The organism is Sphingobium sp. (genome assembly GCF_035511395.1).
GTDB lineage: Bacteria > Pseudomonadota > Alphaproteobacteria > Sphingomonadales > Sphingomonadaceae > Sphingobium.
Genome location: NZ_DATKFP010000291.1, coordinates 1 through 13255, shown reverse-complemented (window position 1 = coordinate 13255; position 13255 = coordinate 1). Strand labels below are relative to the sequence as shown.

Here is a 13255-nt window from a genome sequence, read left to right as displayed (position 1 = left end):
GCTATTGATGATGACGTCATAGCCGAGAGTCGCGACGGCCTCCGACGTGTCGATGGCGGAGAGTGCCGCTAGCATGACGGCAATGCCTCCTTTCATGTCGGCGACGCCCGGTCCGTTGAGGATGCCCGGTTCCAGCCAGCGCTGGTGCTGAAACGCATGATCGGCAGGGAATACCGTGTCCATATGGCCGGTCAACAGCAGCCGGATCGGTGCGTCGGGGCGCACGGAAAGATGCAGATGCCGGCCATGAAATATCGTCTGAACCTTGCCATCGGATGCAACGCTTTCGACGGGGAGCGCGTCCACAAGCCTCAATTGTCCCGGCAGCGCAGAGAAGGCGTCCGCCAGGCGGTCCGCCATGCGTGCCAGGCCATCCAGGTTGCGCGACCCACTATTGATCGCGGCCCAATCCTGCACTTGGTGCAGCATGGGCGCGGTCGCTGCGTGGTCCAGAAGCCTGCGTTCGGCCAGAGACAAATGGGTCATTATGAAGGTCTATCAGACCCCGATGCGCGTCTCCACCCCCGCACGAAAATTGCGTGGGTCAGAAATCATATGTCAGTGTCAGCCGGCTGAGCGTGTCGAAATCCCGCGCCGACAACAATGTTTCCGATTCATATTGGACATTGTAGGAGAAGGCGGCCGACCAGCGCGTGGTAACCTTTGTTTCGACCGAGGTCAGCGCGTTGAGCGTGTAGACGTCGCTTTCCGCATAGCCGGCGGCGGTCTGCTTGAAGGTCAGGGTCGGTGTGACGCGCCAGGCGAGAGCCATCGAACCACGGACGCCGAGCTTGGTCTCCCGGTCGCCGATCACATATTTCGCGTGGCGGACGGACGGGCCGATGTCGGCGGACAGATCCACCGGCTTGCTCATGATCAGTTTGTAACCGACGCCGACCGATCCGGTGTAGCGTTCGTCATAGCCGATCGACGTGTCCCGCTCGAACTGGGCGAGGCCGTAGGCGAAGCCACGCGGATCGAATTCGAAGCGCGGCTCATAGCTGCCGAAATAGCGTTCGCGCGACGTCACGCCATTGGCACGTCGATAGTCGGCGCTGGCAGTCAGCTTGTGGTTCCATTGCAGGCCGGTGCGCGTAACCGTCGCGGCGGCGCTGATCCCGATTTCGCTGGTGGAGCCAGTAGAGCGGAAACCGCCCGCTTCGACACGGCCAGTCCACAGGTCGGTAAAGTTGGCCTCGCGAATCAGCGTATCATGCGTTGCCTTTGTCCGCTCCTTCCAACTGGTCACCATCTTCTGGATCTCGTTGACGGATTCCGGATTGGTCTGCTTGGCGATCTTGGCGAGGGTCGCGATTTCCGCTTCATTGCCATTCGCGATCGCCGCTTCCATCATCTCTCGAACGGCGGGCGGCAGCATGACATCATCAGCAAAGGCTGGAGAGGGGATCAGCAGGGGCAGGAAAGCAAGAAGGGCGCGCATGCCGTCCTTTCTAGCCAGCCGTCCGCGGGATTTTAACCCCCCTTTTCAACAGACGCTTTAGATAAGCGCCCTGAACTCCTGCAAAATGTCACGGTAGAGCTTGCGCTTGAAAGGCACGATCATCTCCGGCAGCGTTTCCGGCGCGGCCCATTTCCACTCGCGAAATTCGGGATGTTCGGTCTGAATATCGATGTCGCTATCCTTGCCCAAGAAGCGGGCGAGATACCATACCTGCTTCTGACCACGATACTTCCCGCCCCACAATTTGCCGATCAGCTCGGTTGGCAGGTCGTAGAAATGCTCATCCTTGGATGTCGCGATGATCTCAACATGATCGCGGACGATACCGGTTTCCTCGAACAGCTCACGAAAGGCCGCAGCCTTGGACTCTTCACCCTCATCAATGCCGCCCTGCGGCATCTGCCAGGCTTCCACCATATTATCGAGCCGCTGGCCCACGAAAACCTTGCCATCCATGTTGACAAGCATGATCCCGACGCACGGCCGGTATCCCAATTCCTGATCATTCGGCATTGAAGCCATGGGTCCCCTGATCTCTACTGTAGGGCCGGTCCCCACCCCTGGAAACAGCCGGCGTTTCGCACTGACGTCCGGTAGAATAATGGGCGGTGACCGCCGCGTCCATTGATCGAATCGCGACTCATCCGATTTACCAATGGCCAATTCCGACGACATGCCCTTTTGGTCGGCTGGAACTTGCCGGCGGGACCGGCATTGCGGGTTCATGACCGATCCCGTTCTGCTCTGGTTCCGCCAGGATCTCCGCCTCGCCGATCAGGCCGCGCTTGCTGCGGCGGCGTCTGAGGGGCCAGTCATACCGGTTTATATTCTGGACGATGAGGGTCCGCGCCAATGGGAAATGGGTGGTGCCTCACGCTGGTGGCTGCACCATAGCCTGTCCCGACTGGACGAAAGCCTGCGCGAGAAGGGATCGAGGCTGATCCTGCGCCGCGGCAAGAGCGCCGAGCAGCTTGCCCAAGTGGCGCAGGAGGTTGGTGCCACGCGCGTCCATGCCCTTCACCATTATGAACCCTGGTGGCGCAACGCGGAGAAGGCCGTGGCCAGGCAACTCGATCTTTGCCTGCATGACGGCGGCTTGCTGCTCCCGCCCGGCGCAGTCCGGACGGGCACGGGCAGCCTGTATCGCATCTATACGCCCTTCGCCCGCGCTGTCATGGAGCATATGCCGCCTGCCGCCCCCCATCCGGCGCCCCGTCGGATCGACGCGCCGGCCAAATGGCCGGACAGTGATTCGCTGGTGGATTGGGCATTGCTTCCGGCCCGGCCCAATTGGGCGAAAGGCTTCGATGCGGACTGGAGGCCGGGCGAGGAGGGCGCGCGGCACAATGTCGCAAACTTCATTGACGAAGCGGGCGACTATCCGACGGCACGCAATCTTCCGTCGGTGGAAGGTACTTCGCGTCTGTCGCCCCATCTACATTTCGGGGAGGTGTCGCCCGCCTATGTCTGGCACCGGATCAGTTCTTCGCGTCATGATGCAACTATCTTCCTCAAGGAGTTGATCTGGCGCGATTATGCGCATGTGCAGATCTGCGAATTTCCGACCTACGGCTCTGCCAATGCCCGCGATCCGTTCGATGCTCTGGCGTGGCGCGATCTGCGAGAGGCAGGCGCGGATTTTGCTGCCTGGAAGCAGGGGCTGACCGGCTATCCTATCGTCGATGCCGGGATGCGGCAGCTCTGGACTACCGGATGGATGCATAATCGTGTGCGCATGATTGCCGCCAGTTTCCTGATCAAGCATCTGCTGATCGACTGGCGCCATGGCGCCCGCTGGTTCTGGGACACGCTGGTTGATGCCGACTATGCGAATAACAGCGTCAATTGGCAGTGGGTGGCAGGCAGCGGCGTCGATGCCAACCTCTTCACCCGCATCATGGCGCCGTTGACTCAGTCCGAAAAGTTCGACGCTGCCGACTATATCCGCGAATGGGTGCCCGAACTGGCCGGTCTGTCGGATGAGGCGATCCATGATCCCGACGCGCATGATGGGCGCCCTCGCGATTATCCGGCAAAGATCATCGGCCACAGGGAGGGACGGGAACGTGCGCTGGCAGCTTATCGCCGTATGAAGGGATGATTGCAGCCACGTTCACCTTGTTGCAGGATCGAAATCATGAACGCCATCGATCCCCGGCGCGGACGTCGCTCGCTGTCTGTCAGTCATCCGCCTCGCAATGCTGCTCCCGGTCGGCTGGCGCGGTGGCTGGCACCGGTCTTTCACCGATTTCTGGACAGGATCGATCAGGGACTGGAGCATGGCGCGCTGGAGGCCAGCCTGCCGGACGGTACGCGTCGTTTGCTCGGCGGCCGAGAGGAGGGGCCTTCCTGCATCGTTCGACTCCATAGCTGGCGCGCGCTGATCCGGCTTGCCAGTGGTGGTTCAGCGGGCTGGTATCGCGCTTGGGCGGCCGGTGAGTGGTCGAGTTCCGATTCTGTACCGTTGTTCGCGCTGTTCATGCGCAATGCAGTGTCGCTCGGTCAGGTGGCGCGGCCGCACGGCCCCGTCCGTTGGATCGGGCGTGCCATGCACTGGATCAGGCGCAATAGTCGCACCGGATCGCGCCACAACATCGCCTATCATTATGATCTGGGAAATGATTTCTACAGCCTGTGGCTGGACAATAATATGCATTATTCCAGTGGTTTGTTTCTCGATCCTGATAGTGGCTTCGAAAGCCTGGAACTGGCGCAGCAACGCAAGGTCGATGCGATCCTAGATCGATTGGATTTGAAGGACGACGACGCGTTGCTGGAAATAGGCTGCGGCTGGGGCGGTCTTGCCGAGCAGGCGATGGAACGCCGGGCGATAAACTATACAGGACTTACGCTGTCGACCGAGCAGGCGGATTATGCACGCGATCGACTGGGGTCGGGCGCGCGCATCGCGCTGACCGATTATCGCGACGCGCAGGGGCAGTACGACGCCATCGCCAGTGTCGAGATGGTCGAGGCAGTCGGCAAGCGTTACTGGCCCACCTATCTGGAAGCGATCCATCGTTTGCTGAAGCCAGGCGGCCGGGCGGCGATCCAGTATATCCTGATCGATGATGCAATTTTTGAAGGTTATGCGCGCGGCGCGGATTTCATTCAGACCTATATTTTCCCCGGCGGCATGCTGATTTCCGAAAGCCGGTTCCGCGCGCTAGCAGAGGCGCAAGGGTTGGAATGGCGTGAGATGCGTCATTTCGGCCTCCATTATGCGGAGACTCTGCGGCGCTGGCGGCAGCGGTTCGATCGCGCGATAGACGACGGCCAGTTGCCGGCCAGTTTCGACCAGCATTTCGTGGCGTTATGGCGCTATTATCTGATGTATTGCGAAGGCGGATTTCGGGGTGGCGGGATCGACGTTGCGCAGGTGACGCTGGTCAAGCCCGCCTGAGCATCAGCCCTCGACCCGCATCCTGTGGCCGGTCGGCGTATCGGCCGTGACCAGGCGAAGGATGGTTTCCGCGACCACCTCCGGTCCCTTGAGGCTTGCCGGGTCTTCTCCGGGGAAGGCGCGTGCGCGCATGGCGGTGCGGGTCGCGCCGGGATCGACGATATGAGTGCGGATGGCGGAGATGTTCTTCACTTCCTCGCCATAGGCGCCGACCAGAGTTTCCAGTGCGGCCTTGGACGCGCCATAGGCGCCCCAATAGGCACGCGGCGCCACGACAGAGGAGGTCAGCGCCACCAGTCGCGCGTCGCTGCTTGCGCGCAGCATGGTGTCGAACGCAGCGATCAGGGCCTGCTGCGCGCCGACATTGAGCGTCAGCACGCGTGCGAACTCCTTGCTGTCGATCGCCTGCGCCGCTGCCAGAGACCCCAGTGTTGCAGCATTGAGGACGAGAATGTCCAGCGCTTGCCAACGTCCGCTGATCGCCTGGGCAAGGCGGCCGATGCTCTCGCCATCGGTCAGGTCCAGCGGGGCGATGGTCGCATGGCCGCCGCCCTGATGAATGCGATCCTCTACTTCCTCCAGGCCACCGGTGGTTCGCGCCGTCAGCACGACATGTGCGCCGGCCGCTGCCAGAACCTGCGCCGTCGCCGCGCCGATACCGCGGCTGGCGCCCGTGACCAGAGCCAGTTTGCCGGAAAGGGGAAGGTCGGACATCCATGCTCCATTCGCCCGATAACCGGGCCGTTTCTATGAGGATGAGGAGGGCATAGGACCGATTGCCCCGTGCGGCAAATCGGTGATCCTACATAGGAAAAGGGCGGCCGCGACGGGCCGCCCTTATAAAGTCAGACCACGCGCTCGGCGAGCAGTTCCAACTGGTTCTGCACCACGACCTCATCCTGATCGGTGAGGGTGGTGGGGTAGTCGCCGGTGAAACACGCATCGCAATATTGCGGACGAATGTCTGCGCGTTTCGCTTCGCCTAAAGCCTTGTAGAGCCCGTCGATCGAGATGAAGGCCAGGCTGTCGGCGTGGATGAAATCCTGCATGCCGCCAACGTCCAGCTTGTGCGCCAGCAACTTGGTGCGTTCGGGCGTATCGACGCCGTAGAAGCAGCTATGCTTGGTCGGCGGCGACGCAATGCGCATATGCACTTCGGCGGCGCCGGCTTCGCGCATCATCTGCACGATCTTGAGTGAGGTGGTGCCGCGGACGATCGAATCATCGACCAGCACGATCCGCTTGCCCTCGATCAGGGCGCGGTTGGCGTTGTGCTTCAGCTTGACGCCGAGGTGACGGACCTTGTCACCCGGTTGGATGAAGGTCCGGCCGATATAGTGCGACCGGATGATCCCCAGTTCGAAGGGAATGCCCGATTCCTGCGCATAGCCGATCGCCGCGGGCACGCCGCTGTCGGGCACCGGGATGATATAGTCGGCCTCGACCGGATTCTCGATCGCGAGTTGCGCGCCGATCGCCTTACGGACCGAATAGACGCTGGAATTGTCGATGATCGAATCGGGGCGGCTGAAATAGACATGTTCGAAGATGCACGGGCGGGCATGCGTCTCGCCGAAGGGGCGATGCGAGCGGATCTCGCCTTCATTGGTCACGACGACCAATTCGCCCGGTTCGACGGAGCGCACATAGTCGGCGCCGACCACGTCGAATGCCACGGTTTCCGATGCGAAGATCGTCGCGTCGCCCAGCTTGCCCATGACCAGCGGACGGATGCCCAGCGGGTCGCGGCACGCGATCATGCCCTCGGGTGTCATGACGATCAGGGAGTAAGCGCCCTCGATCTGCTTCAACGCGTCGATGAACTTGTCGAGCAGTGTGCGATAGCTGGATGTCGCCACCAGATGGATGATGACTTCGGTATCCGACGTCGACTGAAAGATCGAGCCGCGGCGAATCAGTTCGCGACGCACCTTCATCGCGTTGGAGATATTGCCATTATGGGCAACGGCGAATCCGCCCGAATTCAGTTCTGCATAAAGCGGCTGAACGTTGCGCAGCGAAGTTTCGCCGGTCGTAGAATAGCGCACATGACCGCACGCGCTTTCGCCGGGCAGGGCACGAATAACTTCGTCTCGGTCGAAATTGCCTGCCACATGGCCCATCGCCCGGTGGGTATGGAAATCATGCCCGTCCCAGCTGGTGATGCCGGCGGCTTCCTGCCCGCGATGCTGGAGCGCGTGAAGGCCGAGCGCGACGATGGCCGACGCCGTTTCCCCGCGGGAAACGCCGAAAATGCCACATTCCTCGCGCAACTTGTCGTCGTCGAAGGGATTGGTCGTAAACATGGGTGCGAACCGGTTCCGTTGCCGTTCTTTGGCGCTCCCCAATGGGCCGCCTTTCCGCGCGCATATAGTCGCTTGAGGTTCGTTTGTCGCCTCCCTGTCATAAAAAAGCGGGATGTGCCGTGCAAACGCTTCGTTTCCATGGCTTTGCCGAATCATGTGAGTCAAGTTTTGCCGCTCCGCCATCGGCAAAATGCCCTACTGGCGCAGCGCATCCTGCACGGCTACACACAGGCCTGATGCACCGTTTCGCCAATCCTGCCCGCTTCCTGAAGATCGCGCGTCCGCTTACCGGCTGGCTGTTCTGGCCGGGGCTGGCGCTGCTGCTGATCGGCGCTGCATGCGGGTTGTTCGTCACGCCGGCGGACTATCTGCAAGGTGAAACCGTGCGGATACTCTATATACATGTACCTTCCGCCTGGCTGGGAATGGGCGGCTGGACCGGTATCGCTGTCGCTGCATTGATGCAGTTGGTCTGGCGCCATCCGCTTGCGGCCGTCGCTGGCAGGGCGATAGCCGCGCCAGGCGCGCTCTTTACCGCGATCTGCCTGATGACCGGCTCCATCTGGGGGCGACCGACCTGGGGCACCTGGTGGGAGTGGGACGGACGCATGACATCCATGCTCGTCCTCTTCTTCTTTTATCTGGGCTATATCGCGCTCGCCAATGCCAGCGCGCGGCAGGGGCAGTCGGTCGGTCAGGGCGGGGTGAGCAATGTCACCGCTATTTTCGGTCTGGTCGGTGCGGTCAACATTCCGATCATCAATCGGTCCGTCGTGTGGTGGAACAGCCTGCACCAGGGGCCGAGCATCACGCTGCGCGGAGCGAGCATCGATGGATCGCTGCTCTGGCCGCTGGGTTTGACGCTGCTCGGCTTCTCGCTGTGGTTCGGGGCGATCGTCCTGATGCGGATGCGGGCGATATTGGCGCAAAACAAAGTCGAGGCGCGGATGCAGCGTCTGGCGAGAGGGTAGTATGAACCAATGGGCTTTCGTGATGGCCGCCTACGCGGTGACGGCAATCGGGACGGCAATCGTCAGTCTCTTGAGCTGGCGCGCCATGCGCAGCGCCGAGGCGACTGCCGAGCGGCTGTAGCATGAAGGTGAAGCATCAACGGCTGATCCTGGCGCTGGCGGCGCTGGTGGCGATCATCGGTGCGGGGCTGCTGGCCGTTTCCGCGCTCAAGGATGAGGCAGCCTATTTCTATGCTCCCAATGATGTGAAGACCAAGGGCGTGGAACCGGGCAAGGCCATTCGTCTGGGGGGGATGGTGGTAGAAGGCAGCCTTAAGCGTGCGGTCGATGGCGTGACGATCCGGTTCGACGTGACCGACGGCAAGGCGACCGTGCCCGCCACTTTCAGCGGCATCGCGCCGGACCTGTTCAAGGAGGGCAGCGGCGTGGTCGCGGAAGGTGCGTTCGACGGCAAGGGCATATTCTTGGCGACCAACCTGCTGGCGAAACATGACGAACGTTACATGCCTCGTGAGCTTGAAGGGATGAACTACAACGAAACCACGCACGAGATGAAGGCGGAGCGGTAATGCAAATGATGACCGCTCGTCATGTTTTCAGGGTCGTTCGCGCATGATCGCCGAAGCCGGTCTGGCCGCGCTGTGGCTCGCCGCTGCGCTGGCACTGCTTCAGCTTTTCCTCGCCTTCGCTGGCCTCAAGGGCGGCAAGGCCGAGTTGCTGGCCGCCGTTCGCCCCGCCGCTGTCGCGCAGGGCCTGTTGACCGCGATCGCCTTTGCCCTGCTCATCACGCTCTTCATACGGTCCGACATGTCGGTGCTGCTGGTCGTCACCAACAGCCATTCGATGAAGCCCTGGCTCTACAAATTTGCCGGAACCTGGGGCAATCATGAAGGATCTATGCTGCTCTGGGTGACGGTCATGGGTGTTGCCGGGGCCGCCGTGGCTCTGTTTGAGCGGGCCTTGCGGCGTGACACCCATATGGCGACATTGGGCGGGCAGGCAGCGATCAGCCTTGGCTTCTATGCCTTCCTGCTCTTCTCCTCCAATCCTTTCGCGCGGATCGCTCCGCCGCCGCCGGACGGGCAGGGGCTGAATCCGCTGTTGCAGGATCCGGGCCTCGCCTTCCATCCGCCGACCCTTTATCTCGGCTATGTCGGTTTGTCGGTGGCCTTCTCCTTCGCGATCGGCGCGCTGCTGACACGGCAGGTGGATGCGGCCTTCGCGCGTGCCATGCGGCCCTGGGTGCTGGCGGCGTGGATATTGCTGACGCTCGGTATCACCGCAGGCAGCTATTGGGCCTATTATGAACTGGGCTGGGGCGGCTGGTGGTTCTGGGATCCGGTCGAGAACGCCTCGCTCATGCCATGGCTGGCCGCGACCGCGTTGCTGCATAGCGTCACCGTGCTGGCGACCCGCGATGCGCTGCGCGCCTGGACGGTCATGCTGGCGGTGATCGCCTTCTCCATGTCGATGGTCGGCACCTTCCTCGTTCGCTCCGGTATTCTTACCAGCGTCCACGCCTTCGCCGTCGATCCGGAGCGGGGGAGCTTCATTCTCGCGCTGCTCGCTGTCTATATCGGCGGCGCGCTGGCCTTGTTCGGCTGGCGGATCGGGTCGGTGCGCGAAGGCGCGCCGTTCGAACTGGTCAGTCGCGAGACGCTGCTGGTCGTCAACAATCTGCTGCTGTCCGTGATCCTTGGTATCGTGCTGATCGGCACCCTCTATCCGCTGATGACCGAAGCCTTTGGCCACAAAGTATCGGTCGGCGCGCCCTATTTCGACCGGATCGCGGGACCGATCGCGCTGACGCTAATGATCGCGCTGGCGGCAGGACCGCTCGTCCGCTGGCGGCGCGACCGGGTTGCTGCCGTTGGGAAGCGGTTGGTGGTACCGTTCGCCGTGGCGATCCTGGCCGCTGTTTCGGTGGCCGTTCTTGCCTGGGGTCGGATCGGCATCCTACCCTTTCTCGGTCTGGTCATCGCGCTCGCAGTCGGGGCTGCGAGCGTCGCGCCGTTGTGGAAGCGCAATCTCTGGCGCACGCCGCTTTTCACCTGGGGCATGGTAATCGCCCATCTGGGCTGCGCGGTCAGTCTGGCGGGCATGGCCTGCGATTCGGCTTTCACCGTCGAGAAATTGGTCGCGGCGCGCCCCGGCGAAACGATCCATACCGCCGGATGGTCGCTCCGTTTCACTCAGATCAAGCCCATCGCTGGCGATAACTGGACGGCGCTCCAGGCCGATATGCAGGTCGATCGCGGTGGTGCACCAGTGCTGATCCATCCGCAGTCGCGTTTCTTCGCGTCACCGCCGACTACGACGAGCGAGGCGGCGTTGCTGACCCGCTGGAATGGCCAGCTTTACGTCGTGCTGGGCGAAGAGGTCGAAGGCGGCCGCTGGCAGCTCCGTATCTGGTGGAAGCCCTTCGTCACGCTCATCTGGCTGGGCGGCTTCCTGATCGCTCTGGGAGGCGCGCTGGCGTTGGTCGGGCGGGAACGGCGCGGCTGGCTGATGAAGTGGCGGGCGCGGAGGGCGTTCGCATGAGGAGGCCGCTGATCTGGCTGCCGCTGTTGCTGTTGCTGGCCTTTATCGGCCTGTTCGCAAGCGGCCTGTTCCAGCCCGACGATCGTATAATCCATTCGCGTCTTGTGGGGCAGCCGCTCCCGTCCTTCACCCTGCCGGCGGGGGCAAGTGACCGGCCCGCGCTGGCCAGCACCCAATTGGCTACCGGCAAGCCGCGCCTGCTCAACATCTTCGCCAGCTGGTGCGTCCCTTGCGCGGCCGAGGCGTCGCAACTGATGGCGCTCAGGCAGGCGGGCGTGGAGATCGATGGCATCGCCATTCGTGATGCCCGCCCCGATGTCGACGGTTTCCTCAAGCGCTACGGCAATCCCTATGCCCGCATCGGCCTGGATGCACGCAGTGCCGTGCAGATGGCGCTGGGGTCGTCGGGCGTGCCGGAAACCTTCGTGATCGATGGCAAGGGGCGGATCGCCTATCAGCATATCGGCGATATTCGCGCCGACGAGGTACCGATGATCCTCGACCGGCTGAGGAATGCGCGATGAAGATGGTGCTCGCTCTGCTGCTGACGCTGGTCGCCGCGCCGCTCGCCGCGCAGACCGCATTGCCGCCTGCACCCTGGGCGGACCGGCAGATCCCGGATGCGGCGCAGGAGCGCAAGGCAAAGGCGCTGATGGAAACGATCCGCTGTCTCACCTGTCAGAGCCAGTCGATCGCCGATTCGAACGCCAGCATGGCGGGCGACATGCGGTCGCAGATCCGCGAGCGGATCATGGCGGGTGAGCAACCCGAAGCGATTCGGGCATGGCTTGTGTCGCGCTATGGCGACTGGGTCAGCTATGAACCGACTGCCGCGCCCATCCTGTGGCCGCTCTGGGCTGCGCCGCTGGTCCTGCTGGGGCTTGGCCTGTTGCTGATGCGCGGGCAAATCAAGCGGAGGAAGAGCCGATGACAGGCTGGGTAATCGCTTTTGGTCTGGCGGCACTGGCCTTTCTTGCGTTGCTGTTTGTCGGGCGCATTCCGCGGTCGGCGCGGGAAATCACGGCGGCGGCATTGCTGCTGGGGCTTGCCGGCTATGCATGGCAGGGGCATCCGGGCCTGGCCGGTGCGCCGCGCACGCTGGCTGAAACCAAGGGCGAGGCGTTCGACGAGAAACTGGCGGAAAAGCGCCGCGGCCTAGCCGAGCGGTTCGGGCCGGCGGCGCAATGGATGATGCTGTCCGACGGACTGGCACGGCAGGGCAAGACCAAGGAGGCAGCCAATGTCCTGCTGTCGGGGCTGCGCGATACGCCGGACGACGCCAATTTGTGGCTGGGGCTGGGCAATGCGCTGGTCAATCATGCGAGCGGCGTGATCTCGCCCGGCGCGGAGTTCGCCTATCGTCGCGCCCTGGCACTTGATCCGGAGGGGCCGGCCCCGCGCTATTTCTACGGCCTCGCATTGGCAAGGGGCGGGCAACTGCAGGCGGCGCGGGATCTTTGGGCGCCGCTCGCGGCCGGCGCGCCGGACGGCAGCCAGGTTAAGGCGGAACTGGAAGCCAATATCGCGCGTATCGATTCCATGCTCGCCAATGGTGCTCCTGTCCCGCAATGACGCGCCGCAGCGCGGATGATTGCGCCTCGTCTGGAGGCGTGATAGGGCGCGGCCCCATGCAGGGTATGACATATCCTTTTCAGCCCGGTCTCTCTCCTTTCGGTGTCCAATGACCGTCCGGTTTTTCTCCCATGGCTGATCTTCTTCCCAACACCGCGCCGGCGACGGCCGAGGATGACCAGGGCGGCCATGGCCACTCTCGGCAGAAGGCCACGCTGAAGCTGGTCGTAGGCGCGATCGGCATCGTGTTCGGCGATATCGGTACCAGTCCGCTCTACGCCTTCCGCGAAACCTTCGCCGGCCATCATCATCTCGACCTGGACCCGGATCATATCCTGGGCGTCATCAGTCTGATGTTCTGGTCGATGATGCTGGTGGTGACGCTGAAATATGTCAGCATCATCATGCGGGCGGACAATAAGGGCGAGGGCGGTAGCCTGGCGCTGCTGGCATTGATCAACGGCCAGACGAAAACCCAACGCTGGTCGCGGGGCATCATCCTGCTGGGTGTCTTCGCAACGGCGCTGTTCTACGGCGACTCGATGATCACGCCGGCGGTGTCGGTGCTGTCGGCGGTCGAAGGTCTGGCGGTCTATAATCCCGACCTGGCGCCGGCGATCCTGCCCGTTGCGATCCTGATCCTTTTGGGCCTGTTCTGGATCCAGGGGCTGGGCACGAACCGGGTGGCGACGCTCTTCGGGCCGATCATGCTGCTCTATTTCCTCACGATCGCAACGCTCGGTGTCTTGTCGATCGTGAAGACGCCGGGCATTCTCTACGCTTTCAACCCCTATTGGGCGGTGATGTTCTTCGTCACCGATCCGTTGCCGGCCTTCCTGGCGCTGGGGTCCGTCGTGCTGGCCGTGACCGAATGCGACAGGAAATCAGTACCGAGAAGGCGCGTCAGGGAAAGACGCTCAATCATATTCGCTATGTTCTCGCCATCGGAACGGCGCTGGTGATCGTCGGCTTCGGGATCGCTTATCTGGTCGCTGTGTAA

General features: G+C 62.6%; 13 protein-coding genes and 1 pseudogene. 9 read left to right on the top strand and 5 right to left on the bottom strand.

What is annotated here, in order from left to right; all coding sequences use genetic code 11:
• From VMR39_RS20570 to VMR39_RS20560, 3 genes are all read right to left on the bottom strand, one after another.
• Positions 1-486, bottom strand: a 486-nt coding sequence (locus tag VMR39_RS20570; protein WP_325418553.1) for a M20/M25/M40 family metallo-hydrolase, incomplete at its 3' end; no start/stop codon positions are given.
• A gap of 58 nt (positions 487-544) precedes the next feature.
• Complete coding sequence (locus tag VMR39_RS20565; protein ID WP_325418551.1) at positions 545-1441, bottom strand: DUF481 domain-containing protein; 897 nt, start codon at positions 1439-1441, stop codon at positions 545-547.
• A gap of 57 nt (positions 1442-1498) precedes the next feature.
• Positions 1499-1984, bottom strand: a complete 486-nt coding sequence (locus tag VMR39_RS20560; protein ID WP_325418555.1) for an RNA pyrophosphohydrolase — start codon at positions 1982-1984, stop codon at positions 1499-1501.
• 202 nt (positions 1985-2186) lie between these two features.
• On the opposite strand from VMR39_RS20560, the gene VMR39_RS20555 reads away from it, so the two are divergent.
• Both VMR39_RS20555 and VMR39_RS20550 read left to right on the top strand, forming a co-directional pair.
• Complete coding sequence (locus tag VMR39_RS20555) at positions 2187-3563, top strand: deoxyribodipyrimidine photo-lyase (RefSeq protein WP_325418549.1); 1377 nt, start codon at positions 2187-2189, stop codon at positions 3561-3563.
• A 36-nt stretch (positions 3564-3599) separates the two neighbouring features.
• A complete protein-coding gene (locus tag VMR39_RS20550; RefSeq protein WP_325418547.1) occupies positions 3600-4865 on the top strand; it encodes a cyclopropane-fatty-acyl-phospholipid synthase family protein in 1266 nt (421 codons plus the stop codon).
• Positions 4866-4868: 3 nt separating this feature from the next.
• On the opposite strand, the gene VMR39_RS20545 is transcribed toward VMR39_RS20550, so the two are convergent.
• The gene (locus VMR39_RS20545; protein ID WP_325418545.1) at positions 4869-5579 is read right to left on the bottom strand and encodes an SDR family NAD(P)-dependent oxidoreductase; all 711 of its coding nucleotides are present in this window, start codon (positions 5577-5579) and stop codon (positions 4869-4871) included.
• Positions 5580-5710: 131 nt separating this feature from the next.
• Positions 5711-7171, bottom strand: coding sequence for an amidophosphoribosyltransferase (gene purF, locus VMR39_RS20540; RefSeq protein WP_325418542.1), 1461 nt, complete (start codon positions 7169-7171; stop codon positions 5711-5713).
• A 236-nt stretch (positions 7172-7407) separates the two neighbouring features.
• On the opposite strand from purF, the gene ccmC reads away from it, so the two are divergent.
• The 7 genes and pseudogenes from ccmC to VMR39_RS20505 all read left to right on the top strand — a co-directional run.
• Complete coding sequence (gene ccmC / locus VMR39_RS20535) at positions 7408-8142, top strand: heme ABC transporter permease CcmC (protein WP_325418540.1); 735 nt, start codon at positions 7408-7410, stop codon at positions 8140-8142.
• Positions 8143-8264: 122 nt separating this feature from the next.
• Positions 8265-8711, top strand: coding sequence for a cytochrome c maturation protein CcmE (ccmE, locus tag VMR39_RS20530; RefSeq protein ID WP_325418538.1), 447 nt, complete (start codon positions 8265-8267; stop codon positions 8709-8711).
• Positions 8712-8754: 43 nt separating this feature from the next.
• Positions 8755-10683, top strand: a complete 1929-nt coding sequence (locus VMR39_RS20525; RefSeq protein WP_325418536.1) for a heme lyase CcmF/NrfE family subunit — start codon at positions 8755-8757, stop codon at positions 10681-10683.
• Positions 10680-11207 carry a redoxin family protein gene (locus VMR39_RS20520; protein WP_325418534.1) on the top strand — a complete coding sequence of 176 codons (528 nt, stop codon included), beginning with the start codon at positions 10680-10682 and terminating at the stop codon, positions 11205-11207. Before VMR39_RS20525 ends, VMR39_RS20520 begins: the two co-directional genes overlap by 4 nt.
• The gene (locus VMR39_RS20515) at positions 11204-11614 is read left to right on the top strand and encodes a cytochrome c-type biogenesis protein (protein ID WP_325418532.1); all 411 of its coding nucleotides are present in this window, start codon (positions 11204-11206) and stop codon (positions 11612-11614) included. The genes VMR39_RS20520 and VMR39_RS20515 overlap by 4 nt, the downstream gene beginning before the upstream one ends.
• Positions 11611-12255: a tetratricopeptide repeat protein gene (locus VMR39_RS20510; RefSeq protein ID WP_325418530.1), complete on the top strand. Its 645-nt coding sequence runs from the start codon at positions 11611-11613 to the stop codon at positions 12253-12255. The genes VMR39_RS20515 and VMR39_RS20510 overlap by 4 nt, the downstream gene beginning before the upstream one ends.
• A gap of 131 nt (positions 12256-12386) precedes the next feature.
• A pseudogene (locus VMR39_RS20505) lies at positions 12387-13124 on the top strand (KUP/HAK/KT family potassium transporter); the annotation flags it as partial.
• Positions 13125-13255: the final 131 nt, after the last annotated feature.

Bases quoted from the DNA above. Each gene is read 5' to 3' on its own strand.
- VMR39_RS20565 (WP_325418551.1), bottom strand. From the start codon at position 1,441: ATGCGCGCCCTTCTTGCTTTCCTGCCCCTGCTGATCCCCTCTCCAGCC.
- VMR39_RS20560 (WP_325418555.1), bottom strand. From the start codon at position 1,984: ATGGCTTCAATGCCGAATGATCAGGAATTGGGATACCGGCCGTGCGTC.
- VMR39_RS20555 (WP_325418549.1), top strand. From the start codon at position 2,187: ATGACCGATCCCGTTCTGCTCTGGTTCCGCCAGGATCTCCGCCTCGCC.
- VMR39_RS20550 (WP_325418547.1), top strand. From the start codon at position 3,600: ATGAACGCCATCGATCCCCGGCGCGGACGTCGCTCGCTGTCTGTCAGT.
- VMR39_RS20545 (WP_325418545.1), bottom strand. From the start codon at position 5,579: ATGTCCGACCTTCCCCTTTCCGGCAAACTGGCTCTGGTCACGGGCGCC.
- purF (WP_325418542.1), bottom strand. From the start codon at position 7,171: ATGTTTACGACCAATCCCTTCGACGACGACAAGTTGCGCGAGGAATGT.
- ccmC (WP_325418540.1), top strand. From the start codon at position 7,408: ATGCACCGTTTCGCCAATCCTGCCCGCTTCCTGAAGATCGCGCGTCCG.
- ccmE (WP_325418538.1), top strand. From the start codon at position 8,265: ATGAAGGTGAAGCATCAACGGCTGATCCTGGCGCTGGCGGCGCTGGTG.
- VMR39_RS20525 (WP_325418536.1), top strand. From the start codon at position 8,755: ATGATCGCCGAAGCCGGTCTGGCCGCGCTGTGGCTCGCCGCTGCGCTG.
- VMR39_RS20520 (WP_325418534.1), top strand. From the start codon at position 10,680: ATGAGGAGGCCGCTGATCTGGCTGCCGCTGTTGCTGTTGCTGGCCTTT.
- VMR39_RS20515 (WP_325418532.1), top strand. From the start codon at position 11,204: ATGAAGATGGTGCTCGCTCTGCTGCTGACGCTGGTCGCCGCGCCGCTC.
- VMR39_RS20510 (WP_325418530.1), top strand. From the start codon at position 11,611: ATGACAGGCTGGGTAATCGCTTTTGGTCTGGCGGCACTGGCCTTTCTT.